This window comes from Flavobacterium sp. DG1-102-2, from assembly GCF_033042555.1.
Lineage (GTDB): Bacteria > Bacteroidota > Bacteroidia > Flavobacteriales > Flavobacteriaceae > Flavobacterium.
The window spans coordinates 98,702-125,532 of sequence record NZ_JAWLIK010000013.1 but is presented as its reverse complement, the minus strand read 5'-3'; the positions used below and the strand labels follow the sequence as shown (position 1 = coordinate 125,532).

General features: G+C 39.9%; 23 protein-coding genes. 14 read left to right on the top strand and 9 right to left on the bottom strand.

The window, feature by feature from the left end:
• Positions 1–257: 257 nt before the first annotated feature.
• Positions 258–551 carry a hypothetical protein gene (locus R1T16_RS16550; protein WP_317502243.1) on the top strand — a complete coding sequence of 98 codons (294 nt, stop codon included), beginning with the start codon at positions 258–260 and terminating at the stop codon, positions 549–551.
• A gap of 64 nt (positions 552–615) precedes the next feature.
• Here R1T16_RS16550 and R1T16_RS16545 read toward each other — a convergent pair whose 3' ends face one another.
• The 5 genes from R1T16_RS16545 to R1T16_RS16525 all read right to left on the bottom strand — a co-directional run bounded on the left by R1T16_RS16545 (position 616) and on the right by R1T16_RS16525 (position 5,989).
• The gene (locus R1T16_RS16545) at positions 616–1,404 is read right to left on the bottom strand and encodes a hypothetical protein (RefSeq protein ID WP_317502242.1); all 789 of its coding nucleotides are present in this window, start codon (positions 1,402–1,404) and stop codon (positions 616–618) included.
• 46 nt (positions 1,405–1,450) lie between these two features.
• Positions 1,451–2,743, bottom strand: a complete 1,293-nt coding sequence (locus tag R1T16_RS16540) for an MFS transporter (protein WP_317502241.1) — start codon at positions 2,741–2,743, stop codon at positions 1,451–1,453.
• An 88-nt stretch (positions 2,744–2,831) separates the two neighbouring features.
• The gene (locus R1T16_RS16535) at positions 2,832–3,440 is read right to left on the bottom strand and encodes a hypothetical protein (RefSeq protein WP_317502240.1); all 609 of its coding nucleotides are present in this window, start codon (positions 3,438–3,440) and stop codon (positions 2,832–2,834) included.
• A gap of 87 nt (positions 3,441–3,527) precedes the next feature.
• Complete coding sequence (locus tag R1T16_RS16530; RefSeq protein WP_317502239.1) at positions 3,528–4,946, bottom strand: DUF5723 family protein; 1,419 nt, start codon at positions 4,944–4,946, stop codon at positions 3,528–3,530.
• 227 nt (positions 4,947–5,173) lie between these two features.
• The gene (locus R1T16_RS16525) at positions 5,174–5,989 is read right to left on the bottom strand and encodes a M48 family metallopeptidase (RefSeq protein ID WP_317502238.1); all 816 of its coding nucleotides are present in this window, start codon (positions 5,987–5,989) and stop codon (positions 5,174–5,176) included.
• A gap of 196 nt (positions 5,990–6,185) precedes the next feature.
• Between R1T16_RS16525 and R1T16_RS16520 the strand changes: the two genes are divergently transcribed.
• The 5 genes from R1T16_RS16520 to R1T16_RS16500 all read left to right on the top strand — a co-directional run bounded on the left by R1T16_RS16520 (position 6,186) and on the right by R1T16_RS16500 (position 9,811).
• The gene (locus tag R1T16_RS16520) at positions 6,186–7,049 is read left to right on the top strand and encodes an alpha/beta hydrolase (RefSeq protein ID WP_317502237.1); all 864 of its coding nucleotides are present in this window, start codon (positions 6,186–6,188) and stop codon (positions 7,047–7,049) included.
• Positions 7,046–7,561: a peptide-methionine (R)-S-oxide reductase MsrB gene (gene msrB / locus R1T16_RS16515; protein ID WP_317502236.1), complete on the top strand. Its 516-nt coding sequence runs from the start codon at positions 7,046–7,048 to the stop codon at positions 7,559–7,561. The genes R1T16_RS16520 and msrB (R1T16_RS16515) overlap by 4 nt, the downstream gene beginning before the upstream one ends.
• 120 nt (positions 7,562–7,681) lie before the next feature.
• Entirely contained in the window at positions 7,682–8,077 is a 396-nt protein-coding gene (gene msrB / locus R1T16_RS16510) for a peptide-methionine (R)-S-oxide reductase MsrB (protein WP_317502235.1), read from the top strand.
• Between the two features lies 1 nt (position 8,078).
• Positions 8,079–8,723, top strand: coding sequence for an endonuclease III (locus tag R1T16_RS16505; protein ID WP_317502234.1), 645 nt, complete (start codon positions 8,079–8,081; stop codon positions 8,721–8,723).
• A gap of 155 nt (positions 8,724–8,878) precedes the next feature.
• Positions 8,879–9,811, top strand: coding sequence for a DUF6252 family protein (locus tag R1T16_RS16500; protein ID WP_317502233.1), 933 nt, complete (start codon positions 8,879–8,881; stop codon positions 9,809–9,811).
• A 61-nt stretch (positions 9,812–9,872) separates the two neighbouring features.
• Here the strand turns inward: R1T16_RS16500 and R1T16_RS16495 are convergent, their stop codons facing one another.
• Both R1T16_RS16495 and R1T16_RS16490 read right to left on the bottom strand, forming a co-directional pair.
• Positions 9,873–10,793, bottom strand: a complete 921-nt coding sequence (locus R1T16_RS16495; protein ID WP_317502232.1) for a helix-turn-helix transcriptional regulator — start codon at positions 10,791–10,793, stop codon at positions 9,873–9,875.
• A gap of 66 nt (positions 10,794–10,859) precedes the next feature.
• Positions 10,860–11,765 (bottom strand): SDR family oxidoreductase, encoded by a 906-nt coding sequence (locus R1T16_RS16490; protein WP_317502231.1) that lies wholly within the window; start codon positions 11,763–11,765, stop codon positions 10,860–10,862.
• A 336-nt stretch (positions 11,766–12,101) separates the two neighbouring features.
• Between R1T16_RS16490 and lon the strand changes: the two genes are divergently transcribed.
• The 5 genes from lon (at position 12,102) to R1T16_RS16465 (ending at position 17,880) form a co-directional block, all read left to right on the top strand.
• A complete protein-coding gene (gene lon, locus R1T16_RS16485) occupies positions 12,102–14,552 on the top strand; it encodes an endopeptidase La (protein ID WP_317502230.1) in 2,451 nt (816 codons plus the stop codon).
• Between the two features lie 109 nt (positions 14,553–14,661).
• Positions 14,662–15,681, top strand: coding sequence for a type IX secretion system protein PorQ (gene porQ / locus R1T16_RS16480; protein ID WP_317502229.1), 1,020 nt, complete (start codon positions 14,662–14,664; stop codon positions 15,679–15,681).
• 3 nt (positions 15,682–15,684) lie between these two features.
• Positions 15,685–16,374 (top strand): (d)CMP kinase, encoded by a 690-nt coding sequence (gene cmk / locus R1T16_RS16475; protein ID WP_317502228.1) that lies wholly within the window; start codon positions 15,685–15,687, stop codon positions 16,372–16,374.
• Between the two features lie 12 nt (positions 16,375–16,386).
• Positions 16,387–16,569: a hypothetical protein gene (locus tag R1T16_RS16470; RefSeq protein ID WP_317502227.1), complete on the top strand. Its 183-nt coding sequence runs from the start codon at positions 16,387–16,389 to the stop codon at positions 16,567–16,569.
• Between the two features lie 99 nt (positions 16,570–16,668).
• Entirely contained in the window at positions 16,669–17,880 is a 1,212-nt protein-coding gene (locus tag R1T16_RS16465; protein WP_317502226.1) for a nucleoside permease, read from the top strand.
• Positions 17,881–18,142: 262 nt separating this feature from the next.
• Here R1T16_RS16465 and R1T16_RS16460 read toward each other — a convergent pair whose 3' ends face one another.
• Entirely contained in the window at positions 18,143–21,544 is a 3,402-nt protein-coding gene (locus R1T16_RS16460) for a T9SS type B sorting domain-containing protein (RefSeq protein WP_317502225.1), read from the bottom strand.
• 338 nt (positions 21,545–21,882) lie between these two features.
• Between R1T16_RS16460 and rpsA the strand changes: the two genes are divergently transcribed.
• The 3 genes from rpsA (at position 21,883) to R1T16_RS16445 (ending at position 25,207) form a co-directional block, all read left to right on the top strand.
• Entirely contained in the window at positions 21,883–23,667 is a 1,785-nt protein-coding gene (gene rpsA / locus R1T16_RS16455; RefSeq protein WP_317502224.1) for a 30S ribosomal protein S1, read from the top strand.
• A 131-nt stretch (positions 23,668–23,798) separates the two neighbouring features.
• Positions 23,799–24,344 carry a hypothetical protein gene (locus tag R1T16_RS16450; RefSeq protein WP_317502223.1) on the top strand — a complete coding sequence of 182 codons (546 nt, stop codon included), beginning with the start codon at positions 23,799–23,801 and terminating at the stop codon, positions 24,342–24,344.
• Positions 24,345–24,649: 305 nt separating this feature from the next.
• The gene (locus R1T16_RS16445; protein ID WP_317502222.1) at positions 24,650–25,207 is read left to right on the top strand and encodes a fasciclin domain-containing protein; all 558 of its coding nucleotides are present in this window, start codon (positions 24,650–24,652) and stop codon (positions 25,205–25,207) included.
• A gap of 77 nt (positions 25,208–25,284) precedes the next feature.
• Here R1T16_RS16445 and R1T16_RS16440 read toward each other — a convergent pair whose 3' ends face one another.
• Positions 25,285–26,730 (bottom strand): hypothetical protein, encoded by a 1,446-nt coding sequence (locus tag R1T16_RS16440; protein WP_317502221.1) that lies wholly within the window; start codon positions 26,728–26,730, stop codon positions 25,285–25,287.
• Positions 26,731–26,831: the final 101 nt, after the last annotated feature.

The following is a 26,831-nucleotide window of genomic DNA, read 5'->3' as shown; positions in this document are numbered from 1 at the left end:
TACTGCAATTTGTGGGAGAGTATGTCGTCGCCTTTCTTTTGAAAACCCTATCCAAACAGGATAGGGTTTTTTGTTTTGAAATAATACCATAATATTCCATTCGTAGTAGATATATTGATTCTCTAACTCTGGATAAATTCTTTGATTTCATTAATACTTTATGGAAGACGATCTAATCATGTAAGTTTTATGATTATTTTAATAGCTTGCCGCTTATTGGTTTAGTAAATTTGAGATTATCACTAAAATCAAATACCATGAAAAAGTTATTTTTTGCAGTAGCAGTACTTACAGGATTATCTGGAGCGGCTGCTACTATGATACAAGACGGCGAAATTATTTCTGTATATCAGGAAAAACAATATAAAAAGATAGAAGTTTCCCAAGTTTCTAAAGAAGCCTTAGAAAAGATAAAGAAAGGCTATGGGAGCTATACAATAAAAGAGGCTCATAGAGCTGATGACGGCGAATACAAGCTTATCTTAACCAAAGACGGAGTAGATACTACAGCAACGTTTACTTCTGCCGGAGATCTTATTAAAATTTACTAAATAAGAATATAAAAAAATCCGCTTAGATAGCTAAGCGGATTTTTTACTGTTAATTGTAGCAGTTTTAGTTCACAATATAAGAGTCCGAATCCTGAACGATAACTCCCATACCGGGTGCTGAAGCACTTGATTTGATAGGCCCTACATTTTTAGCAAACCATAATTCTGAGTTTATAACTGTTGGCGGAAGACCAGTCCCCATACCTTCAATTACTGCTGTTTGTTTTAATGAAATCTTTATAACATTCTCATATGTGTGGCCATTAACTATAGCCGTTACATCTTTTTCTAAAATTTTTCCATCTATAGTTAGTATAGTAGTAATATCCGGCATATCAATAGGGAAATTAGAAGGCACTTCATAGGTGGTAACCTGAGTTACAGTCTGCGTCCATGTTTGCCCTACGTCAAGATTATCCTTAAGCATTATATACTCATAAGGAGAGACTGTCATGTGCATACCCTCCTGGTCAGGAACATCTACAGTAACCCTTTGTATGTAACTGCCGCCGTCTTTTCTAAAATAAATAACCGCGGTACCCGTCATTTCCGCAGTACCTGCATCTTCGAAATACTGATTTACCTTATAGTATTGCTTGTCGTTTATAGTCTGCGTGGCAATAATTTTAATAGGCTCAATAGGTGCTCCATCTTTCAGGAAGATCCATTGATTGTTTACTGCCAACGGAAAATAATCACCTGAGCTTGTCGCGGGGTCGGTTCCAGGATCCGTACCCGGATTTTCTTCACCTATATTTTCGGAAAGTACCGGATCTACGGGTTCTGTATCACAAGACACAAAAGTTGCTGAAAAAAGCATGAATAAAACTGATAAACGAGTAATTTTCTTCATATAATTGTTAATTGGTTTAGGATTATCAAATATATTAAAAAATTAATTACTTTTTTCGCTCAACTCTTAACAGTAAAAATATTCCAATTATAAAGAATAACGTTAGAAAGACAACAGAATAACGCATACTGCCAAAGATCTGGTCAATCGCCCCATAAAGGACCATACCTATAACAATCCCTATCTTTTCTGTTACGTCATAAAAGCTGAAAAATGAAGCAGTATCTGTTGTTTCGGGAAGAAATTTTGAATAAGTAGAACGGGACAAGGATTGGATACCGCCCATAACTAGACCTACAAAAGCAGCAGTAATGTAAAACTCAATTGGCTGTGTTACAAAAAAGGCGCAGATGCATATAACTGCCCAGATGCAGTTGATACCTATCAAGGTTTTGATGTTTCCGTATTTGGCAGAAAGTTTAGAGGTAATTACAGCACCTGCAACAGCAATGAGCTGAATAAGCAATATGCTTACTATGAGTCCCATTTGCTTGGCTCCGCCTTCTCCCCATTGAATTTCTTCAGCACCAAAGTAAGTTGCCACAAGCATAACAGTCTGCACCGCCATACTATATACAAAGAAACCTCCAAGATATCTTTTAAGCGTGATATTCTGCTTTAGCTGCGACCATACTTTTCGCAGCTCTCTGAAGCCCATAAATACTACGTCGCCTGTAATTTTTTTCCCTTCTTTGTTTCCTTTTGGCAGGTAATAATAAGAGTATTGGCTAAACAGTATCCACCACACGCCAACAGATACAAAAGAATATCGCATCATTTGCTCCTTTTCAGAATCTTCTACCGACATTACCATTGCGAGGTTAATTATCAGCAGGATAACACTACCGATGTAACCCATAGAATATCCACGGGCACTAACGGCATCCTGCTGGTCAGGAAAAGCGATATCGGGAAGATAGGAGTTATAAAAAACAAGGCTGCCCCAAAATCCGATAAGTCCGAAGAAATAACATACCAGGCTTAAATAAAGATTATTAAGGTCAAACCAATATAATCCGATACATGAAAGTCCGCCTAAATAGCAAAACAGCTGAAGGAAACTTTTTTTATTACCTGCATAATCTGCAATGCCTGAAAGCAGGGGCGATATAAATGCCACGACAAGGAAAGCAAATGCTGTTACAAAACTGATAAGCGCAGTACTTTTTACAGAGGTGCCAAAAACGGTTATGTAGCCGCTTCCTGATGCATGAAAAATAAGATCATAAAAAATAGGAAAGATTGCCGAAGCTATCACAAGGCTGTATACAGAGTTTGCCCAGTCGTAAAAAGCCCAGGCATTAAGAAGCTTTTTGCTTCCTTTTTCTAATGGTGTCATAGTTATTGGTTTGGAGTACCAAAGCTACTTTATTTTTTGGATTAACATATTAATGGATTGTTGGATTTTATGGGGAATTGTCTAGATACTAATTCTTAGTGTTTTCAAAAAGCCTTTCTCCAAAGTCAAACTCCTTAAAAATAGCTAAAAATTCTTCCTTAAGCTTATACCCATCTCGTTTAGCTGCTATATACGATTCTGGATTACTGGTAAAATAAGTGGCCTTATCCCTGTTTTTATAAATACTAATAGAATAGCTTCTACCATCCAGCACTACAGTTGTATTTGGTTTTTTCTCAATAGTCTGCCAATACTTAAAAGCTTCTAAATCATTAGCTTTGAATATTCGCATTGTGTTGATCTTTTTTAAAAGTTCGATAAAATATAATCGTTCTTCACCTACAATTTCTGTGTTCCGTATTTCTGGCTTATTATCTGTTTTTGATAAATCTTTGCCATTTATAAATGCGTACTTATACACTTTTCCGTCAGGTAGAATTACAAGAAAGTTTCTGAATTTTTCTCCATACGGCCATACTTGTGTAGTTGCAATTATTGCATTCCTATCCGTGATTCCTAGCAATTCAATATAACGATTGTTTTCCCTTTCAAAAAAATTCATTTTTGGTATATCGTGTTTCTGGCCATAAAATACAGCGCATACAGGCAACAGCAATAAAAGAATAGGATTTTTCATAGTACTTTATAAAGTATTAAAAGTACAGGAATACACGACAAAAAAGCCATGTAAAGGCATCTTTCAATTTTAAATCTTTAAATGATATCAGCACCTACAGTTGCTTTTTCGTATTCTGTCGGGATTCTTTTCACCAAAAGGATAAATTTTTATACCAATATAAATATCGGCAGAATGCAGCTTATCCTGCTTAAAAAAAAGTGGGAAAAAGTTTTCACTGCCTATAATTAAAGGAGCCAGCCTCAGATAGGCGCCACATTGCATTGCCCTGAATTCATACAATGAAACGGATGCCCCGTAACCAATTAATTTCTTCTGGACAGAATAAGAAACATTTGCAATGTTTGAACGTCGTAAGCTGTTTTCAAAGATTGGAGCCCTTTGTACAAGATCGAAATTTAAATAATGATTATCCATTATTCTTTTACTTGCATTAATATGTATGCTTGTAGGAAGCCCTATAGAAAAATTTGTACCGGTCATGGAGGCATCCGGGTTTCCGTATATCTCCTGACTTACTGTCCGGAAAAGGTCCTGAGGGCTGTTTATCTTTTTACCTGATAAACTATTAAAATCAAATGGTCTGCCATTTAAACGATGATTTTCGCCCTTATAATTAATGTAACCTATATCAAGCACAGTAAATGAAACCTTCAAATCATAATCTTCCATTCTGTAATTCCACTTTACATAGGTTAGCCCTACATCTGCACCAAAACCTCTTCCGTTGGGTTTAAAATCATATTTTTTATTTACAGGATCATACGCTGTTGCGTAAGAAGCTTCAATGCCATAATTAGACATTTCAGTGTCTGTTGAAAGATCTGTACTATTTACAGTCCTGCGCAAAGTAGCTGTCTTTCTATTATTAATGTTCATAGCATCGTAGCCAATCTCATATTTCAGATTACCTCCTAAAACCAACCTGTTCTCTTTATTTTGAAATATCTGTGTAGCTACATTTACACTTACTTCACCCCAATTCATGAAATTGGTTTTGAAGGGCCTAAAATTATATAAGTGTATTGCATCAGTATTGGTATTATTTAGTCTTGCATAATTATCAATACCAATTGCTGAGCCCTGAGTTCTTACTCTCGTAAAAATTCCAAAAGTGTATTTCTTTTGGTTGATATCTGCCGACCACGAAACAGAAGGCCCCAACACATCGGAGCTAAAATGATATGTCCCTTTATTCCTATTGTAATAATCCTGCAAATTTGCGCCACTTGTGCCCATAACTTTATCTTTAAGGCTTACAGATTTGATATCAGCATTTGCCAGACCAATTATACTTAGGTTGGAAACATACGTATAATTATTTTGAATAAATATATCTTCAGCTACGATATTTACATCCCAGGAATTCGGATTAAAGAAAGGTTGGGTTGGTGAAAACCCTACACCACTAATACCACTATACTTATCATTACTAAAAATCACGGCATCCTGTGCTGATGTGAGCAGAGGAAATATTAGCAAGAAGGATCTTAAAATCATTTTCATACAATTTTATTTTGGCTTACACTAATACATTCGGATTACCACAATTTTTGTGAGTCCTGCTAAAGCTTTCGCTTTATTATAAAACAGGCAATTTCGCATTTCCCCACATTAAAAACGGAAATATTTATATAAATATATTACCTTTTTAACATTCAGCATATCACAAAACAAAAAAGCTACCCAAAGGCAGCTTTTTTATCTGAACAGTTTATTATATAAGTCTAGTATTAAAATTTCACGCCAAACTTAGCAGCCTGTGCTTTAGCATTTGGTGCAAGGCTCTTAATGTGAGCAATCCTTGTAGCGCCGGATGGGTGCGTACTCATAAATTCAGGTGGTGCTGCACCTCCTGCGTTTGCCTCCATACGTTCCCAGAATTCAACAGCTTTATCTGGATTGTAACCTGCAATAGCCATAAGGGTAAGGCCTATCTCGTCTGCTTCATTTTCGTGCTTACGGCTAAATGGCAGCATTCCGCCGTATTCAGAAGTAATACCATATGCCTGCATATAAATATTTTGGGCGGCAGCACTTTTACCTGCCGTTGCAGCCTGAACTCCCGCAGCGCCAATTTCCTGAAGCTGTGAAGCACTCATGCGTTGTGCTCCGTGATTAACAAGTGCATGGGCAACTTCATGGCCCATAACAGTTGCAAGTCCGGCATCGTCTTTAGTTATTGGCAGTATGCCGGTGTACACAACAATTTTTCCGCCCGGCATACACCATGCATTTACTGCAGGATCCTGAACCAGGTTATATTCCCAGGCATAGCCGTTAAGGTATCCCTGATAACCGTTTGCATTAAGGTATTTTTCGGCGGCAGCCTTAATTTTTTGGCCCACGGTTACCACGCGTTGGGCATCGGCTGTACCTTTAATTACTTTGTTTTCTTTTAAGAACTGGTCGTACTGCTGGAACGCAGTAGGGAAAATCTGGTCGTTAGACACAAAATTAAGGTCTTGTTTCCCGGTAAAGGGATTTTTGGAGCAGGCAGCTACCATGACCAAAATTAAACCTGACATTGCTAAGACACTTTTTCTCATGAGTTAATTTATTAAATTCTATTCAAATTTAGTAAATTCCTTTTATAACTAATTCCGAAAAATAACAGGTAATAGTTAAAGTATTGTGAATGTTTAAATTGCGTTACCAATAAATATAATAGGACAATACTTTTAGAATCTGCTTAATACTATGCGAACATAATATTATGTAACTTGCAGGGTAATTCATCATACAATGCCTGATACAAAAAAACAGCACCGCGAATCGTTAAAGATACCGAAACCCATATTGGTAACGGCTAAAATACTTGAAGTTACTTCTCCGCGCCTGGCGGCAAAATTTGCTATTAAGCTTTTTACGACACCAATGAAATTCAAGCTGCCTAAACGGGAAGTAGAGATGGATCAAAAAAGCAGGCAGCAGTTGGTACATATCGATTCTTTAGATAAAGATATAAATGTATATCACTATGGGGTAGGTGCCCGAAAAGTATTGCTTGTTCACGGATGGAGCGGACGCGGCACGCAGCTGCTCAGCATTGCTGATAAACTAATTAAAAATGGTTACAGCACGATTAGTTTTGATGCACCGGCACACGGTAAATCGCCTGGAAAAACCAGTGATATGACCGAGTTTATTGCTGCTATATTGGAACTTGAAAAACAATTTGGTCCTTTTGAATATGCCATAGGGCATTCACTAGGTGCCATGGCTGTACTTAATTCGTTAAAGAGAGGGCTTAAAGTAAAAAAAGCGGTGACGATAGGCAGCGGTGATGTCATAAAAGACATAATGAACGACTTTTCGTCAAAATTAGGAATGAATATTGCTACAGGAGAACTGATGATTAAGCTGTTTGAAAAGAAGTTTAATGAAACCATTAACAACTATTCGGCGTATATAGCAGCAAAGGATGTCACAGTTCCTGTACTTGTAATTCATGATACCAATGATGCCGATGTGCCCGTAAGCGCTGCGCATCATATAAGCAAATATCTTGCGCATCATGAACTGATGATTACTGAAGGGCTGGGGCACCGCAAAATATTAGGCGACAGCAAGGTCATCAAAAAAATCATTCAATTTTTAGAATCATGAAAAAATTAGCCGTCATTTTATTTCTTTTTGCCCTTGTATCTTGCCAGGGCCAGGAGAAAACAAAGACTACAACAACTAAAACTGAAACAGCTGCTCCTGCGACAAAAGGAACGCTGAATAAAAATACCACCGACGCCGATTGGAAAAAAGTACTTACCGAAGAGCAGTACCAGGTGCTTCGCCAGAAAGCTACCGAAAGGCCTTTTACAGGAGAATATTATAAACATTTTGAAAAAGGCGTTTATGTGTGTGCTGCCTGTGGCAACCCGCTGTTTACATCTGATGCAAAATTTGACTCATCGTGCGGATGGCCTTCGTTTGACCAGGCTATTAAAGGCAGCGTAGTATATAAGGAAGACAGTTCGCTGGGCATGAAACGCGTAGAAGTGATGTGCGCTAATTGTGGCGGGCACCTTGGACACGTGTTTGATGATGGACCTGAAGAAACTACAGGACAACGCTTTTGTACCAATTCTGTTTCCATAAAATTTGTTCCTGCACCAAAAAAATAAGATGTCATTTTACCAACAGATTAACATTCCCTCCTCTTTTATTTAAGAGGAGGGAATGTTCTTTTAGAGTAAATTTGTACCAACTGTATATACATACATCAATTTCAAAACGTAAACAACATGGAAAATTATAATGTTGAAAAAACAGAAGCGCAGTGGAAAGAAGAACTGGGTTTAGAACGCTACAAGATACTTCGCGAAAAAGGAACCGAGTTCCCTAATTCGGGTAAATATAATCTTAGCTTTGATAAAGGAACTTACTGTTGCGGTGCCTGCGGCGAACCCTTATTTAAAAGCGACTCAAAGTTTAAATCAAGCTGCGGTTGGCCATCATTTGATGAGTCGATTCCCGGTAAGGTAGAGTATATAAAAGATACGACTTTCGGGATGATGAGGACAGAAATTCTTTGTGCCAATTGCGGAAGCCATCTGGGACATGTGTTTGACGACGGGCCTACGGAAACGGGTCAGCGCTATTGTGTAAATTCACTGTCGGTAGACCTTAAAGAAGAATAACATGGACCTCTTTAACGAAGAAACCGACTGGGCAAAGGAGCTGCGTCCCCTGATAACCAAATATAAAGGCAAAGATCATCCTTTGAATTATAAGAACATCTACCAGCTTATGGTAATGGTTGTTCTTGCCGCACAGGACAGCGATGCCAATATTAATAAGGTTACTGTTGAGTTCTTCAGGAAGTTTCCTGATATGAAAGCGCTGTCAAAAGCCAATACCGCAGAATTGCATGAATATCTTGATAAAGTACGCTTTAATGGCAATAAGATAGCATGGCTTCAGGAAATTGCAGAGACGGTTAAGGAGGATAAGAACATCCCCAGGACTATGAAAGAACTTGTGGCTTTAAAAGGCGTAGGGCGTAAATCTGCCAACGTTATTTTGCGCGAATCAGGTGCGGAAGCTGAAGGTATACTTGTTGACCTTCATGTACTTCGTGTAGCTCCTAGACTGGGCATAACAACCGATGGGGATGCAACAAAAATTGAGAAGCAGCTGATGCAGAAATTACCCAAAGATATGTGGGGAGAGATAGGCATGGCGCTTTCTTTTCTTGGAAGAGAAACCTGCCGGCCTACAAATCCTAAGCACAGCGAATGCATTGTGAGCCATGTGTGCGAATACTGCCTGAAACATAAGGCTTAACAGCTAAGCAATTTTTATTATTTATAGGCTAAATGCCAAAATAAGGCATAATTTAAACAAAGTTCTTTTGCTTATACAGCTAATTAACATTTTAAGATTAACAAATAATTAAAATTACTTTTATATTTGAACTCTCAATAAAAACTAAAGCTGATATGAAAAGAATAAAATTATTGTCTGTGCTGTTTCTTGCTCTTGCAGCAACTACATTTACGTCTTGTGGAGACACAGAGCCTGTAGATCCTGTACTTACGCAGCCGGGCGATGGAGAAACACCTGCAGGGCCTGCAGTATTTAAAGTTGATTTTAGCGGACAGACGTATGTTGCTACAGCTACTACAGCGGTTATAGGCCAGGGCCTTATTTCTGTTCAGGGTGTTAAAGGCACTAATGGACAGGCTGTTTCTATAGTGGTAGAAGGTACTACGACAGGTACATACAGCGGTGAAGTTGCCGTGATGGATTACAACCCTGGAAATAATTCTGGATATTCATACAGCAATATGTTTGTTACGGGTACAAACGCAGGCAGCGTTACTATTTCGAGTATAGATACGGTTAACAAGACAATATCCGGTACATTTAACTTTATAGGGGAATGGACGGATATGGAGGCTAACCTTCCATCTGTAGCGTTTACAAATGGTTCTTTTGAAAATATTCCTTATACAGGCACAGCCGGTGGAGGAATACCTAACCCTGTAGGCGATGAGTTCTTTAAGGCTACTGTAGACGGCTCTGAGTTTTCTTATGCCGAAGCAGATCTTGCTGTTGCAGTAGGCGATGGAAATCCTAACATTATTACTATTAATGCAATTAATGCAAACCACGCATTTAATATAGGCTTTCCTGATACTATTACAGCAGGTACATACACGTTTGCTGTTGGTGCTTCTGCAACTACAACAGCCGGATTTACAGATGCTGAAGGTGTTCACTATAATGTAACAGGTGGATCTTTGATTATTACAAGCAATACCGGTGGATGGGTTACAGGGTCGTTTGAATTTACTGTTGTGGGAGAAAACGGAACAACTGTTCTTCATACAGTATCTGCCGGAACTTTCAATGTAGAATGGGATTTCTAAAAAAATATGATCTGATATAGAAAAATCCGCCTTGTGCGGATTTTTTTGTTTTTAATGCTGTTTAATTGAACGATGTCCTGAATTGCAAAGGAGATAACATGGTCTTATTTTTAAATAATTTTGAAAAAGACTGTGGATGTTCAAACCCCAGGGCATAGGCAATTTCGCTTACAGACAAGTCGGTTGTAGAAAGTTTTTCCTTGGCTCTTTCTATAATTTTATCCTGAATAAATTGCTGCGTACTTTGCCCTGTTAATGTTTTAAGCATCCTGCTCAGGTAGTTGGGCGATATATTAAGCGCTGCAGCAATTAGCTGAACGGTAGGCAGGCCTCTTGAGGCAAGGTTGTCACTATCAAGATAATCTTTAAGAAACGCTTCCAGTTTGTTAAGTATTTTATGGTTGGTTATCTTTCGCGTAATAAATTGCCTTTCATAAAACCGTTCACAATAATTGAGGAGTGTTTCTATGTGCGATATAATTATAGTCTGGCTAAACTTGTCAATATTTGCATGATATTCCTGCCGAACACTATCAGTGATGCCGTTTAATGTCTTTTCTTCCTTTTCAGAAAGAAACAATGCCTCATTGACAGAGTAATCAAAGAAATCATATTGTTTGATATTTTTAGCAAGTGTAGTATTCCATAAAAAGTCGGGGTGAATCAGCAGCATCCAGCCTGATTTTTCACTGGCTGGTTTTGCTTCCGGTTCAATCCTGAAAACCTGGTTTGGCGAAATAAAGAACATTACGCCCTCATCAAAATCATAATGCTGCTGGCCATACTTAAAATTGCCGGTCATTCCCTGCTTGAGCGAAATCTGGTAAAAATCAAGCACCCAGTTTACTTCGCCTATATCTGCGGGGCGCTGTACATCGCGATAGTCAACTACACTAATAAGCGGATGCTCAGGTTTGGGCAGCCCTCTCAAGTGATGAAATTCACTTATCGTTTTTATTCTTTGGGTTTTGCGTTGTTCCATATTTCAAATTTAAGGATTGTTTTGCAGATGCGCGAATTCATATCTGCGCATCGATTGTTGTTTGAATCAGTCCTGTTTATAGGCTTGGGCAAATTCTTTTACAAAATCACGAAGTTTAACTTTGCCTAATGTCGGCTCATTACGATAATAATCTTCGTAAAGCTCGCCGCTGCGCTGGCTTCCCTGCATTTCAATAAAGCCGTGGGCCATCTGTTCGTTGAATCCTATACTTAGCCAGTTATCCAAAAGTTGCTGATCGGTTACTACTTTCCATTCAAGGCCAGGTTTTCCAATAGCTTCACCAATTACCTTCGCGATTTCATTAGGCGAAACTTCGTCACTTGCAACATATCTAACGGTCCTTCCTTCAAAAGGGAGGTCTACTTCCTGTTCAATGGCTTCTGCAATATCCAGCGGTGATACCCAAGGCTCTTTAGTGTCGCCGCCATAGTTAGAAATGATACTGCCCTTTGCTGCTATCGTATGGATAAACGAGAACATATTAATGTAAAAGCCAACCGGGCGGATAAATTTGATAGCCACATCAGCAGGCAATGATCGCAGGGTTTGCTCTACATTGTAATGAAATAGCAGAATGCCTGTACCCTTATCGGTATGTGCGCCGATACTGCTTAAGTGAATAACTTTTTTTACACCTGACTTTTCGATTGCTTTTTTGTAGTTTTTGCCTATCTCACCTATCGTTGCTATAAAGTCTACACTCTTATCAAACATATCTCCGGCAGCTTCCATGGTTTCCATTAAATAGACGATATCTGCCCCTGTAAAAGCCTGTGAGAGGAAATCTGCATCAAACATACTGCCGGTTAATGCCGTTGCACCCAGCGCCTCAATTGCTGAAACTCTTTCAGGATTGCTGGTTATTACTGCTACAGAGTGGCCATTTTTTACCAGCTCTGTTGTAAGTGGTTTGCCGATGTTTCCAATGGAACCTGTTAAAACGATTTTCATATTATTTGTATTTTTTTGTTGTTGCAAAGTTCGGTTCAAACAAGCGTACAGAAGTAGCCATATCTATCCTTGTCGTATCCTTATCGTGTAACTGTCTAAATTTTAATTACTGTTATAAGTATTTTGCTGTATTATTATCAGTCTCTTTACGTTATAAGATATATTATCATCTGCGTGCTATGATATCTTTATGGCATAAAGATTGTCTTAATAGTATGCAGGTATACAAAATATTTTCTGCATCATATTGATATATAGGACAAAAGGCGCATTTGTAATGCTTAAATGCATTTGCCTGATGTTTATTTTTAATGACAAAATGACTTTTACCATACTATGAGTAATCAAAAAATATTAAATATTGACAGTTTGTCACTTCAGGAACTGGATACAGATGCGGAACTTATTCCGTTAATGACCCCTGAAGATGAGGAAGAAATGAATAACGAACAGCTGCCTGAAACGCTGCCGATACTACCATTGCGTAACATGGTGTTGTTTCCGGGGGTTGTTATTCCTATTACCGCGGGCAGGGATAAGTCGATAAAGCTTATCAATGATGCCAATGCCGGAGGGAAGATCATTGGCGTGGTAGCCCAAAAAGACGAAAGCGTTGAAGAACCGGGTATTGAAGATATCAATACCGTAGGTACTGTAGCGAGGATACTCCGCGTGCTTAAAATGCCCGATGGTAACACGACTGTGATACTTCAGGGTAAAAAACGTTTTGAAATAGACGAGGTTATTACCGATACGCCATACCTGCAGGCAACTGTTAAAGAGGTAAGCGAAGAAAGGCCAACGGCTGAAGACGCTGAGTTTGAAACGATAATAGAATCTATCAAAGAACTTGCGATACAAATTATCAAGGAAAGCCCTAATATCCCTACTGAAGCTACTTTTGCCATCAAGAACATTGAGAGCAGCTCATTTCTTGTAAATTTCGTGTCGAGCAACATGAACCTTACCGTTCAGGAAAAGCAGGACCTTCTGGCTACGCACGACCTTAAGGAACGCGCACTTGAAACGCTTCGTTACATGAACCTTGAACTTCAGAAACTGGAGCTTAAGAATGATATACAAAGCAAAGTACGTTTTGACCTTGACCAGCAGCAACGCGAATATTTTCTTCACCAGCAGATGAAAACCATTCAGGAAGAGCTGGGTGGGGTATCTCATGATCAGGAAATTGACGAGATGCGCCAGAAAGGCAAGGCAAAAAAATGGAATGAGAAGGTAAAATCGCATTTTGATAAGGAAGTAGCCAAACTGCAGCGTATGAATCCGCAGGCAGCAGATTACGGTACCCAGCGCAATTACCTTGAGCTGATGCTGGAACTGCCGTGGAATGAATTCTCTAAAGATAATTTTGACCTTAAACGTGCCGAAAAAATACTGCACCGTGACCATTATGGGCTTGACGATGTTAAGAAGCGTATTATAGAGCACCTTGCTGTGCTTAAGCTTCGTAATGATATGAAATCGCCTATATTATGCCTTTACGGCCCTCCGGGTGTTGGTAAGACCTCAATAGGTAAGTCGGTAGCAGAGGCATTAGGCAGGGAGTACATTCGTATTTCGCTTGGTGGTCTTCGTGACGAGGCTGAGATAAGGGGACACAGGAAGACTTATATTGGCGCTATGCCGGGCAGGATACTTCAGAGCCTTAAAAAAGCAGGTACTTCTAACCCTGTTTTTGTACTGGATGAGATAGATAAGCTTAGTGTTAGCAACGCAGGTGACCCGTCTTCGGCATTGCTTGAAGTACTGGATCCTGAGCAAAACTCTGAGTTCTATGATAATTTCCTTGAACTTGGCTTTGACCTTTCTAACGTAATGTTCATTGCAACATCTAACAACCTTTCCACGATCCAGCCTGCACTTCGTGACAGGATGGAGATCATCAATATGACAGGTTATACGATTGAAGAAAAAGTAGAGATCGCTAAAAAGCACCTTGTTCCTAAACAAATCAAGGAACACGGACTTCAGGCTAAAGATATTGTAATAGGCAAAAAACAGGTCGAAAAGATTGTTGTAGGTTATACACGTGAATCTGGTGTAAGGGGTCTTGAAAAACAGATTGCAAAAGTGGTTCGTAACGTGGCAAAATCTATTGCCATGGAAGAAGAATACAACATAAAGATTACCGACGAAGATATACTGAAAATACTTGGCGCACCAAAGATGGAACGCGATAAGTATGAGAATAATGATGTTGCCGGTGTGGTTACAGGCCTTGCCTGGACAAGTGTAGGCGGGGACATCCTGTTTATAGAGTCTATCCTTTCTAAAGGCAAGGGGCACATGACCATGACGGGGAACCTTGGCACGGTAATGAAGGAGTCGACCACTATTGCATTAGAATATATTAAAGCTAACGCCGAGCTTCTTGGTATTAACCCTGAAGTGATAAATAACTATAACATACATATTCACGTGCCGGAAGGCGCAACGCCGAAAGACGGCCCGAGTGCGGGTGTGGCAATGCTTACATCTTTAGTGTCATCGTTCACTCAAAAAAGAGTTAAGAAACATCTTGCCATGACAGGCGAGATTACATTAAGGGGCAGGGTATTGCCTGTAGGCGGTATCAAAGAAAAGATACTGGCTGCAAAGAGGGCAAATATTAAAGAGATCATTTTGTGTCACGAAAACAAGCGTGACATTGATGAGATCAAACCTGAATATCTGGAGGGGCTTACTTTTCATTATGTGAAAGAAATGCCTGAGGTGATTAAATATGCAATTACCGACCAAAAGGTTAAGAACGCAAAAACGCTATAATAATAGAGGTTAATTCAGAAAAAAACGGCTAAAATTTCTTAGCCGTTTTTTTATTTAAAAATAATATCTTCGCATTCGCGTTATAGTATGCAAAACCTCTAAGCCCACAATGTTTAAAAACCGGTACCTTTTATTTATCCTGCTTTACACCACTCTGTCTTTTAGCCAGATAGGAGGTAAAAGTGTTTATCAGTTCTTAAACCTTGTTACGTCGCCGCGACAGGCTGCCCTGGGCGGAAAAGTAATAACACTTCGCGATTATGATGTTAACCAGGGAATTTACAACCCGGCAACCATAAATCCGGAAATGGATAACCATCTTTCTGCTAATTACGGTAGTTATTTTGGCGAAGTAGGCTATGGTACTGCTGCTTATGCGTATACCTGGGACAGGCACGTGCAGACATTTCATGTGGGCGTAAGCTATGTAGATTACGGTACCTTTGAAGGCCGTGACGAAACGGGACTTCTTACGGGTGATTTTACAGGAAGCGAACTGGCGCTTTCTCTTGGCTATTCCTACAATGTACCTTATACTGATCTTTACCTTGGCGCTAACGCTAAACTTATATCATCTACATTAGAAAGCTACCACTCGTTTGGGGTGGCGGTAGACATCGGTGCGTTGTATGTAGACGAAGACAACGATATAAATTACGCCTTAGTAATTCGTAACGCAGGTACACAGCTAAGTACCTATGCCGGGCTGCAGGAAAAACTGCCGCTTGAAATCATCGCCGGCATCTCTCAGGAAATGGAAAATGTGCCGTTGCGATGGCACCTTACGCTGGAAAACCTTCAGCAGTGGAATATAGCCTTTTCTAACCCAAACCGCGCCGAGCAGAATATAGACGGCGGAAGCACTGAAGAAAAAGTGTCGTTCTTTAATAATGCGCTGCGCCATGTTATTGTGGGAGCAGAATTCCTTCCCGGCAGGAGTTTTAATCTTCGTGTAGGGTATAACTTCAGGAGAGGGCAGGAACTAAGCATTACAGACAAGCGAACTTTTTCGGGAATTTCGGCAGGAGTGGGCGTGAGATTTGGTAAATTGCGCTTTGATTATTCGTACTCACGATATACCCTTGCGGCTAATACAAGCCTTTTTGGGTTAACGATAAACCTGCAATAAGTTTTGGACAAAAAAATTACCATTGCCATAGATGGCTTTTCTTCCACAGGAAAAAGCACACTTGCTAAACAGCTGGCAAGACAGCTGGGATATGTATATGTAGACACAGGAGCAATGTACCGCGCCGTTACATTATATGCCATGCGTAGTGGTTTTATTGCCGCAGATTCTTTTGACAGGGAAGGCCTTATTGAAAGCCTTGGTGCTATCTCTTTAAAATTTGTGTACAATCCGGACCTTGAGTTTGCGGAAATGTTTCTTAACGATGAGAATGTTGAGAAAGAGATACGCACACTTAGTGTTTCACAGCTTGTGAGCATTGTTGCCGAAGTACCCCAGGTGCGCGCTAAACTTGTAGAGCAGCAAAAGCAAATGGGCGAACGTAAAGGTGTGGTAATGGATGGCAGGGATATAGGTACTGTTGTATTCCCTAATGCCGAACTTAAAGTATTCATGAACTCTGCTGCGGGCGTACGTGCACAAAGGCGTTTTAAAGAGCTTGTGGAACTTGGGCAGGAAGTTACTTATGAAGACGTTTACAAAAATGTTATAGATCGCGACTACATAGATACCCACCGAGAAGATTCTCCGCTTGTAAAAGCAGAAGATGCCGTAGAGATGGACAACTCCTACATTTCTAAACAGGAGCAGTTTGAAAAGGTGCTTGTTCTTGCTAAAGAACTGATAGGATAACCTCCAGAACAAATGCAAAATAAAATACTTGCGATAATTTTTGCGATAGCAATCATGCAGCTTATTTATTTTTTAGTAAAAGGCATGCGTGATAAACTAAATGGCGGCAACGTATTTCTTAAGGGAAGGGAGCACCTCAGGGCTATTATTGCCATAGTACTTTTGGCAATCCTGGTGTTTTTTATGCTTATTTGATCCTTCAATACATTCTGTTTCAATTAACTTTACTGTTTCTTAACAGGCAGAGCTGCTATTTATTAATAGATTTGCGGTTTTGATGCAAAAAGTTAATTTATGGCTATAAAGCTAAGGCTCGTGCTCATGAACTTTCTCCAGTTCTTCATCTGGGGTTCATGGCTTATCTCTTTGGGTAATTATATGGGCGGAAGCCTTAATTTTAGTGGTTTGCAAATAGGCAGTGTATATACTACCATGGGAGTTGCCTCGCTGTTCATGCCCGGCCTTATGGGTATTGTGGCAGACAGATGGCTAAACGCCGAAAGGGTATTAGGCATGTGCCATATAATAGGCGCAGCTTTTCTTATCTATGCATCTACACTTCATGACTTTGGGCCTTTTTATGTAGCCATATTGCTGCATTCTTTTTTCTATATGCCCACTATAGCGCTTAACAATGCTGTATCGTATGCGGTTTTAGAAAAAAACAACTGCGATATCGTTAAGGAGTTTCCACCGATACGTGTATGGGGAACTGTAGGTTTTGTACTGGCCATGTGGACGGTAGATATCTGCGGATTCACGCAGAGTCCGCTGCAATTATATGTGAGTGCGGGCGCAGGGCTTTTCTTAGGTTTGTATTCGTTTACCATGCCGGCGGTAGTGCCTGCTGTTGTAGGAGGCAAAAAAAGCATATCATCGGCGTTAGGACTTGATGCTTTTGTGCTTTTTAAGCAGAAGCGCATGGCAGTTTTCTTTTTGTTTGCAATGCTGTTAGGTGCCGCATTACAGATAACCAATGCCTTCGGAGGTCCGTTTCTTGATGATTTTAAATCGGTTTATCCTGATTCTTTTGCGGTACAGCACCCTAATCTGTTATTGTCTGTTTCGCAGATATCAGAAACCCTTTTCATATTATCCATTCCTTTTTTCCTGAGCCGTTTTGGCATCAAAAAGATTATGTTGTTCAGTATGCTTGCCTGGGTGCTTCGCTTTGCGCTTTTTGGCATAGGCAATCCAGACGACAGGCTTTGGCTATTGGTGCTTTCAATGGTTATTTACGGCATGGCTTTCGACTTTTTTAATATATCGGGTTCGCTTTTTGTAGAGCGTGAAGCCGATGTGCGTATACGTTCCAGCGCGCAGGGATTATTCATGATAATGTGCAATGGTGTAGGGGCATTCATTGGTGGGCTTGCCAGCGGATGGGTTGTAGATCATTTTACTGTAAATGGTATAAAAGACTGGCAGAGCATCTGGTTTACGTTTGCAGTATATGCGCTCGTGCTGGCTGTAACTTTTCCTTTTGTTTTTAAGGAGAAGAAGTAGTTTATTGTGTTCTTTTGTCTTGACACAAAAGAACCAAAAGGTCAAGGCTCAAACTCCTTAGGCTAAAAATTATTACATTTGGCTAAACCATTCGAACTCGCCTTCGGCTCAAACAGCGAATGCTTTTTAACGCCTCACTTATAATTTTCTCAACGCCACAGAGTTTAATGGCTAAGCTTCACTCTTATCTTATCGGCATTAATTAGATTATGCCACTTTTACTTTGACACTTTGACACTTTGCCTCTTTGAAACTTAGCAACCTACCTAATCATAGAAAAATGCCCTTTTAGCTCTTCGCCGTTCTGGCGTTTTACTACAAACCAATAATCGGTTGCAGGGAGTCTGGTACCGTTTAGGGTTCCGTCCCAGCCTATGCTTTTTGGGTCGAATCCGGTTATCAGCTGGCCATACCTGTCATAAATATATATGAGCATATCCGGCTCAAGCGATGATAGTTTTATCCTCCAGAAATCATTTATATTGTCTCCGTTTGGTGTGAAAAATTTAGGATAGGTAAGTATGTAAGTAGGCCATTTAGCATTACCACAGTCGTAAATATCTTTTACATAAACAGTATACTGCCCCGGTGCGAGCCCTGTAAATATTGGTGAGTCCTGAAAGGTTACATTATCCAGCGAATATTGGTAGCTTCCTTCGGCAGTATTTTCCATTACGACTGTTATGATGTTATTGTTATCAGTCCAGTCGTCTACCTGAACAGTGGTGATAACCGGTAGGGGCGAAGCAACCACCAGGAAGGTTTTAGAGTTGGTGCATCCGTAGTTATCGGTAACCATAACCGAATATGTTCCGGGTTCAGATACTGTTATCTGGTTGCTGTCTATTACAAATATATCGCCATCAGGATTTGTCCATCCGTAATAGGCATATCCGGGATCGGTAGTAATGGTTACTTCGCCGCCTTCGCAGGCACCCCAGGTTTCTTTCATAGTAAGGGGCGGCAGCAGCCTTACAAAAAGGTCAAAATGTGTTGTTGCTATACAGTCGGCGCTCGCGCTATGGCTCGCCCTTACATAGATGGTTGCCGAGCCGGATACTACATTAGCAGTATCGCTTATGGCATTACTTCCCTGCTGGGCATCAGCCATTGAAGTATGAAAGGTAATGGTAACATCATCAGGATCCTGATCGTCAAGTATTAGTGCCTCGTAACCAGATATGTCGAAGGTTTCTGTTCCATCGCTGCCCTCATCACATAGGGAAATGGTATCCAGTTCTGAAGGTTCTGGTACCGATACTAATGGTGGAATATCGGCGATATTAAAAGTTAATGTACGCTGTGAGCACTGGTCTGATACTTCAACTACATACACTGCCGAATCCAGTCCTGAAAAAATATTGTTTGTGCCGTTATCCACTTCAAAAGGCTGCCCATTTTTCTGTACTATCTTGTAATGGAGCGGAGGTACACCATGTGCCAGGATCATTACATCGCCGGAGTTGCCCATACAGGCGACACTTACAGCGCCGTCTATTACTATGTCTTTATAATATTCAAATTCGTATAATGTCTGGGTACAGTATTTTATTGCCCTGGTTCCCTGCAGGCTTCCATCGGCATAGGAGGTATATTGTTTTACGATCCTGTATTTTCCGCTTGGATAGAGCAGGTCGAGGTTATTGGCATTATTTACAAGCAGTAAGGCATTTACAACATCTGCATCGGGGTCGTTTATCAATTCTTCACCTTCTGCATAGAGTACATCTGTTCCCGGATGCGTCCATGCCTGCAAAGTTTCATTCCATTTTTGAAGTCCAAATTTAAGAAATGCAGCACCTGTACTCTGATGGTTCATAAAAATGTCAAACGAACCGCAATGAGGTGTAAAAGAATAATCATTTACTGTCTCGGTATAGGCGAAGATGGGGACAATGTTTGTGGGGGCATTTATGGCGACATCATCGTCGCAGTCATTATATCCTTTAAATTTATACTGGCCGGGCGGCAGATGATCCATAGTGAATGATCCTACCGCAGGATTAAAATAGGCGGTTACATCATGAGGAATCGTAAATGGATAGCTGCTTGGTGCCATGATCATTTCGATATGGGTAAACGTGGCATTTATCTGTACGGTACCATATCCCTGTTCACAGTCGGGTCTTGAGTTGGCGCTTCCGGCATCACCGTTATACGGTTTTATAATAAAGTCTTTTGGCGGATACACCACTCCGCAGGTGTCAGTAAGTGTAATGGTATATTCTCCAGGGGGAAGATTTCCTACCTGTACGGCAGACTGGTCAGTCACTATGTATTGCGATACATCTGCCGGGGTAGGATATGTACCTGAGCCTACATAAGTTGTAATTTCTGCGGCACTCATAGGCAGGCCTTGTATGTAAGCCTCTACTGCGCCGTTACCGGTACAGGTTGCCGGAGACGGGTTGGCAATGATTATTATATCGGGCACGGGTATCTCAACCACCGAAGATGGTAAAGATACCTCGCGGTTGCAGGCATCATATATCTTGACCTGGTAAAAGCCGTACGGCAGCGGATTGCCTTCTTCGCCAAAAGCTACAGGAACGTCTAAACCTGTATATGGTCCGGGATATTGTGTATTGTAGTCGTTAGGGTTAAAGCCCGGGGGTGACTGTATAAATTCGAGCGTAAACGGCCCTACGTATTTAAATGGCTTGAATTCTAAAGTTTTTCCTGAGCAGGATATAACTTTCATGTCTGCCACAACCGTAAGCAAAGGGTCTATAGTGAATATCGAAGAGGTTAGTGAATTACCGCATATATCTGTAACCGTAAATTTGAAGGTATGGTTTGGCTGGTTATAGTAATAAGGCACTTGCACAAGGGCCTGTGCAAAAAACTCTTCGCCTCCACTTACTGTTACGGGATAGTCTACACTTCCGCCTGTGGGCGGGTATACGGTAAATATTGCCTGTAAAGGATAAATTATGCCAACGCTGTTAGTCGATGAGATAGACCCTCCTATTGTAAGGAGATCGCATCCAGCAAGCACGACGTCGGGAAATGAAGGTCCGGCTAATTCAAGCTGATGATATTCTGACAACACTGTTACCACCTGCGATGTACCGTCTCCACAGGTATCCAGTACAAAAACGGTGTATTGGCCTGCGGCGAGGTTATTAAAAACATTGCCGTTTGCCTGAGAAGCCGGCTGCTGTGTAACGGTGCCCGTTGCCGTTTGTGTAATTCTGTAAATCGCCGCGGTACCTGCCGTTACATTTATCGTTATGGATGCATCATTACCGCAATGTACTACGGTCTTATCGGCGGTAAAGGTAAGTGGTGTCGTCTGGTCTGCTATTGCTGCTGTTGTATTTGCCGAGTTTCCGGCTACGGTACCTACATATTCTGTAGCTACGATATAATAAGTTCCGTCAGGCTGTCCGCCTACTGTAGGGCTGGTATTGTTGTGTACTATGGTGCCGGTTGTGTTTGTGCCAGCATATACTACATAGGTTATAGCTGTACCAGGTGTCTGGTTTTGAACCGATAACTGCAAAGCTCCGTTTCCGGTACAGGTTTCGGGTGTAGCAACAGCAGTCACTGTTAGCTGGGCAAAAAGCAGAGGTGAGAAAAACAGGCACAATACCAGCAGTGCGCATTTATATAAGGATAAATGCACGGTGTTAACCTTCGGTTTATCTATGTTTAGTTTCATGGCGAAAATTAAGTTCTTTGTGACTTAATTTCAAGTTTTTTCCGTTGCCTAAGGTAGAAAAAAATAATTAATATAAAAACTATGTTAAATTATTGTTTAAAAAATTATTGGCATTTCACGATTTACGAGCTTTTTAGGGTGTGTGAGCGTTAAAGTTTATTATGTGCTTAAAAACGTGTTTGTTATGCTTGTATGTGTGTAAAAAAGTTGTACCTTTGCGCACCTTTTGACAGATAGGGTTTCTCTTAAGGTAATAAACTTATTTATATAAACACTTCTGTTGTTTTGTACTGTTTTTAGAAACCCGCACAAACACAGGATACAAATTTTTAATCAGCATGTCTGAACAAATCAAAACACAAGATCAATTTCTACAGGAATTTAACTGGCATAACTTTGAAGAAGGTATCGATGCAGTAGACGAAAAAAACCTGAGAGAATTTGAAACTCTTGTTGAAAAAACTTTCATCTCAACTGATAGTGATGAAGTAGTAGAAGGTACAGTAGTGAGAATTACTGACAGGGACGCTATCGTTGACATCAACGCAAAATCAGAAGGTGTAATCTCTCTTAATGAGTTCCGTTACAACCCTAACCTAAAAGTAGGTGATAAAGTTGAAGTTCTTATCGACGTTCGCGAAGATAAATCAGGACAATTAGTATTATCTCACAAAAAAGCCCGTACAATCAAAGCTTGGGACAGGGTTATCAATGCTAACGAAACAGGTGAAATCGTTAATGGTTTTGTTAAATGCAGAACTAAAGGTGGTATGATCGTTGACGTATTTGGTATTGAGGCTTTCCTTCCGGGATCTCAGATTGATGTAAAACCTATCAGGGATTACGATCAGTATGTGAACAAAACTATGGAGTTCAAAGTTGTGAAAATCAACCATGAGTTCAAAAACGTAGTTGTATCTCACAAAGCGCTTATCGAGGCTGATATCGAAGTACAGAAAAAAGAAATCATCGGGCAGCTTGAAAAAGGCCAGGTTCTTGAAGGTGTTGTTAAAAACATCACATCTTACGGTGTATTCATCGACCTTGGAGGTGTTGACGGTCTTATCCACATCACTGACCTTTCTTGGAGCCGTATCAACCACCCAAGTGAAGTTCTTGAACTTGACCAGAAACTTAACGTTGTTATCCTTGATTTCGATGATGAGAAAACAAGAATCCAACTTGGTCTTAAACAACTTCACGCTCACCCATGGGATGCACTTGATGCAAACCTTGCAGTAGGTGATAAAGTTAAAGGTAAAGTAGTAGTTATCGCTGACTACGGTGCATTTATCGAAGTTGCTGAAGGTGTAGAAGGTCTTATCCACGTTTCTGAAATGTCTTGGTCTACGCACCTAAGATCTGCTCAGGACTTTGTTAAAGTTGGTGATGAGGTAGAAGCAGTTATCTTAACTCTTGACAGAGATGACCGTAAAATGTCTCTAGGTATCAAACAACTTTCTCAGGATCCTTGGACTGATATCACTTCTAAATACCCGGTAGGTTCTAAACATACAGGTATCGTTAGAAACTTTACAAACTTTGGTATATTCGTAGAACTAGAAGAAGGTATCGATGGATTAATTTACATCTCTGACCTTTCTTGGACTAAGAAAATCAAACACCCAAGTGAATTTGTAAACGTAGGTGATAAACTTGATGTTGTTGTTCTTGAGCTAGACGTTGAAGGACGTAAACTATCTCTTGGCCACAAACAAACTCAGCCAAACCCATGGGACAAATATGAAGATTCTTTTGCTGTAGGTACTCTACATACAGGTGAGATCTCTGAAATTGTTGACAAAGGAGCTACTGTAGAATTTGGTGACGATATCGTTGCGTTCATTCCTACACGCCACCTTGAGAAAGAAGACGGAAAAAAACTTAAAAAAGGAGAATCTGCTGAATTCAAAGTAATTGAGTTCAACAAAGAATTCAAAAGAGTTGTAGCTTCTCATACTGCTACATTCCGTGACGAAGAAGAGAAAAACGTTAGAAACAATGAGTCTAACAACAATAACAATAATTCTTCTTCTAACAACAATGCTGAAAGAAGCACTCTAGGTGATCTTGACGTATTAGCAGAATTAAAAGAAAGAATGGAAAAAGGAGAAAACAAATAATCCTTAATCCTCTTTAAATACTAAAGCCCTCTCAGCAATGAGAGGGCTTTTTTTGTTGCTTTGTGTTTCTATGTTGATGTTTTTTATTAGTTTTATCCATGTCAATCAGTTAACGTGTAAAAAATAACGCTATGAAATTATTGCTATTGATGACAGCTATGTTATTAGGTTCAGCTTTACAGGCGCAGACGTATGCCCCATATTCCGGCAATAAAGCCAATAGTACTACTTCTTCTAAATCTGCTTCTGCCAATGGTAAGGAAAGCAAGCCTGTCGCCGCACCAAAAACGGTTTTGAAAGAAGAGGAAAAGCCAAAAGGCGATTTTCAGGATCTTATGAATAAAGCTGTAGAACAGCTCCACCAAAAAGATTATCTAAAGGCTGAGGATTATTATACCCAGGCGCTGGCGGTAAGTACCGAAAAAAATGCATGGCGTGCTTTGATGTCGCGCGCTACATTATATGCAATTATAAAAGAAGATAAAAAAGCGCTTGCAGATCTTACAACCGCTATAGATAGCGGTGACACCCCTCAAAAGCAGTTAGCTGTTATTTATGTGTCGAGGGCAAGGTTGCTGGCTAATAATAAAAAGAATGATCTTGCCTGTAAGGATGTCGCTAAAGCTAAAGCGCTCGGCTTACCTGAAGGCTTTACTGTTGATGTTAAGTGTGAGTAATGGTGTGTGATTTTTACGAAAAACGTCGTATTCTTTATAGGTCATTTTATTTTGAGTCAGATTAATGTAAATAAGTTTGATGAATGTCCTATTTAAAATCATAATTATAAATACAGTGCCCGTTAACAGAGGCATTTTTTTATTATTATAAAATAACAGTTATACTATTAGTTTTCAGTTGTTTTGTGGGAATGTTTCTTTTTTGATATGTTAAAAAAATGCAAAATTTCAGTTTGTGTTAAAACCAAGATCGTTTATATGGCGTATCTGTCTTTATAAACTTAAATCACAAAAAAAATACAAACATGAAAACTTCAAAAATTTTATCAGCGGTATCTTTTATCTTAATTGTTATGTTGGGTACTGCGTCTTACGCACAGAAAACTAAAATGGTAGGCGGCGCAGAAATGTACCCTACAAAAAACATTATAGAGAACGCTGTAAACTCTAAAGACCATACAACGCTTGTAGCTGCGGTTAAAGCTGCCGGACTTGTTGAAACATTACAAGGAAAAGGCCCATTTACTGTTTTTGCACCAACGAATGCTGCTTTTGATAAATTACCTAAAGGAACTGTAGAAACACTTCTTAAACCGGAAAACAAAAAAATGCTTCAGGGTGTGCTTACCTACCACGTAGTATCGGGTAAATGGAGTGCTGCCGATGTTGCTGCTGCAATCAAAAAAGGCGGTGGTAAAGCTGAGGTTGCTACAGTACAAGGCGGTAAACTTTGGTTCATGATGGAAGGTAAAGACCTTATCATTAAAGATGAAAAAGGCGGAAAATCTAAAGTTACAATTGCAGATGTTAACCAGTCTAACGGTGTAATACACGTTGTGGATACTGTGTTAATGCACAAATAAGAATTAAGTTCGTGTTAGATAGAAATCCCCAACGTTTTTTGCGTTGGGGATTTTGCATTTAGTACTGTCGATAATGCCTATTCAGAACCATTAATTGCATATACTGATGTAATTTTTTTATTTTGGATAACGATGCAGGCAAGCCCCCTTAGGCCATCGGTGCCTAAAGACAACTCAATTGTTGGTTTTTTGGCAGGAGCCGCTACAATATACATAAGAGGTACATATATAAGGCTGTTCATTTGTGTTTGCGTACCACCGTTTTCGCTATATGTTATGCTGTTATCATTATTGATCGTTAATTTCTCGCTATCGTCAGGGCTTGTCATTGTAATACCTCCAAATGCCGTTAAAGGCACCGGGTTGAATAGTGTACTGCCCTCAATGGCAAGTGTTCCAATATTTCCTTTAATGCTTACTAAAGAGCTGCTTTGCGTATCGTATTGTCTGGTAAATGTTAGATTGATCGCATCGTTTGTGGCCGATGCAGGAATGGTCAATACATTTGTGTCATTGTTGAATGACATATAGGCAAATGGATCAAACAGGAATCCTTTAGAATTAATACCGTCTAATGAATAACTTATCATTACAAAATTAAGATCTAAGTTCCACGCTTCAGATAAGGTTGCATATTGTGCCTGAACTGATATAAATGCTAACGGGTTTCCTGTTGCAGGGATTTGATAATATCCGCTAAAATCTGCTAATTGAACACCGCTAAGGTCATAATATTTAGGGTCAAGCTTCGCGCCGGTTGGAATAGTGAATAATGATCTTGAATCAACTGTTCCATTAGCTACACTCATGTTGTTGCAGGCAAAACCTTTTGTACCTGCTGTGCCCATTATGAGCTTTACCTGGGTTGCATCTGCCTGATTAAAGTAAAAATAGTACATGTTTAAGTTATACACGTAAGCTGCAATCGTAGCCAGGTTACCATTATCAGCACCATTATCATACAATAACTGGTTATCAGCACCAATGCTCATTACCTTTATAGGCGCTGTTTCTCCTGTTGGAATATATGAGTAATCACCGGCAAAAAGTGTGGCAGGGATGGGGTTATTATAGGTGCTTCCGTTTACGTTTGCAGCAGGCTTGCCCGGCAGTGTAATAGTTCCTGTTATAGAGGCTGTAGTGCCATAAACAGCATCAGTACGGGTAAAAGTTAATTCTATATCTGCTTCATCCGCCGTGCTTGACTTCTGGATTAGATTGGTTCCATCAAATGTGCCTGTAAAAGGAAAACGGGCAGAGGTAACTCCGTCTAAAGAAATTAACAGGCATAGATCATATACAGGTTTCTTAGACTGGCTTATAAGCATATTAGTATCAACCGCAAAAAATGCACCTGTGCTGCTAATTGCATAGTAGCCATTAAAAGGCATTAATAGCGGAGTATCCGGATTTTCATGATCCGGTGTTCCATTAACAGCTTTTTCAAGAAGTAAAGCGTAATAATTATCAAGTCCATTAGTAGGTAACGGCGCTAAAGTAGTAGGTGTGGTGCTGTTTTCCATAATTTATCTTTTATATTGGGGTTAAAATTCAATTTGCAAGACAAATTTATAGAAGAGTACTGTTACAAAAGCAAGTGTTTTTACCTGATTATGGTTAACTG

Bases quoted from the DNA above. Each gene is read 5' to 3' on its own strand.
- R1T16_RS16550 (WP_317502243.1), top strand. From the start codon at position 258: ATGAAAAAGTTATTTTTTGCAGTAGCAGTACTTACAGGATTATCTGGA.
- R1T16_RS16545 (WP_317502242.1), bottom strand. From the start codon at position 1,404: ATGAAGAAAATTACTCGTTTATCAGTTTTATTCATGCTTTTTTCAGCA.
- R1T16_RS16540 (WP_317502241.1), bottom strand. From the start codon at position 2,743: ATGACACCATTAGAAAAAGGAAGCAAAAAGCTTCTTAATGCCTGGGCT.
- R1T16_RS16535 (WP_317502240.1), bottom strand. From the start codon at position 3,440: ATGAAAAATCCTATTCTTTTATTGCTGTTGCCTGTATGCGCTGTATTT.
- R1T16_RS16530 (WP_317502239.1), bottom strand. From the start codon at position 4,946: ATGAAAATGATTTTAAGATCCTTCTTGCTAATATTTCCTCTGCTCACA.
- R1T16_RS16525 (WP_317502238.1), bottom strand. From the start codon at position 5,989: ATGAGAAAAAGTGTCTTAGCAATGTCAGGTTTAATTTTGGTCATGGTA.
- R1T16_RS16520 (WP_317502237.1), top strand. From the start codon at position 6,186: ATGCCTGATACAAAAAAACAGCACCGCGAATCGTTAAAGATACCGAAA.
- msrB (WP_317502236.1), top strand. From the start codon at position 7,046: ATGAAAAAATTAGCCGTCATTTTATTTCTTTTTGCCCTTGTATCTTGC.
- msrB (WP_317502235.1), top strand. From the start codon at position 7,682: ATGGAAAATTATAATGTTGAAAAAACAGAAGCGCAGTGGAAAGAAGAA.
- R1T16_RS16505 (WP_317502234.1), top strand. From the start codon at position 8,079: ATGGACCTCTTTAACGAAGAAACCGACTGGGCAAAGGAGCTGCGTCCC.
- R1T16_RS16500 (WP_317502233.1), top strand. From the start codon at position 8,879: ATGAAAAGAATAAAATTATTGTCTGTGCTGTTTCTTGCTCTTGCAGCA.
- R1T16_RS16495 (WP_317502232.1), bottom strand. From the start codon at position 10,793: ATGGAACAACGCAAAACCCAAAGAATAAAAACGATAAGTGAATTTCAT.
- R1T16_RS16490 (WP_317502231.1), bottom strand. From the start codon at position 11,765: ATGAAAATCGTTTTAACAGGTTCCATTGGAAACATCGGCAAACCACTT.
- lon (WP_317502230.1), top strand. From the start codon at position 12,102: ATGAGTAATCAAAAAATATTAAATATTGACAGTTTGTCACTTCAGGAA.
- porQ (WP_317502229.1), top strand. From the start codon at position 14,662: ATGTTTAAAAACCGGTACCTTTTATTTATCCTGCTTTACACCACTCTG.
- R1T16_RS16470 (WP_317502227.1), top strand. From the start codon at position 16,387: ATGCAAAATAAAATACTTGCGATAATTTTTGCGATAGCAATCATGCAG.
- R1T16_RS16465 (WP_317502226.1), top strand. From the start codon at position 16,669: ATGGCTATAAAGCTAAGGCTCGTGCTCATGAACTTTCTCCAGTTCTTC.
- R1T16_RS16460 (WP_317502225.1), bottom strand. From the start codon at position 21,544: ATGAAACTAAACATAGATAAACCGAAGGTTAACACCGTGCATTTATCC.
- rpsA (WP_317502224.1), top strand. From the start codon at position 21,883: ATGTCTGAACAAATCAAAACACAAGATCAATTTCTACAGGAATTTAAC.
- R1T16_RS16450 (WP_317502223.1), top strand. From the start codon at position 23,799: ATGAAATTATTGCTATTGATGACAGCTATGTTATTAGGTTCAGCTTTA.
- R1T16_RS16445 (WP_317502222.1), top strand. From the start codon at position 24,650: ATGAAAACTTCAAAAATTTTATCAGCGGTATCTTTTATCTTAATTGTT.
- R1T16_RS16440 (WP_317502221.1), bottom strand. From the start codon at position 26,730: ATGGAAAACAGCACCACACCTACTACTTTAGCGCCGTTACCTACTAAT.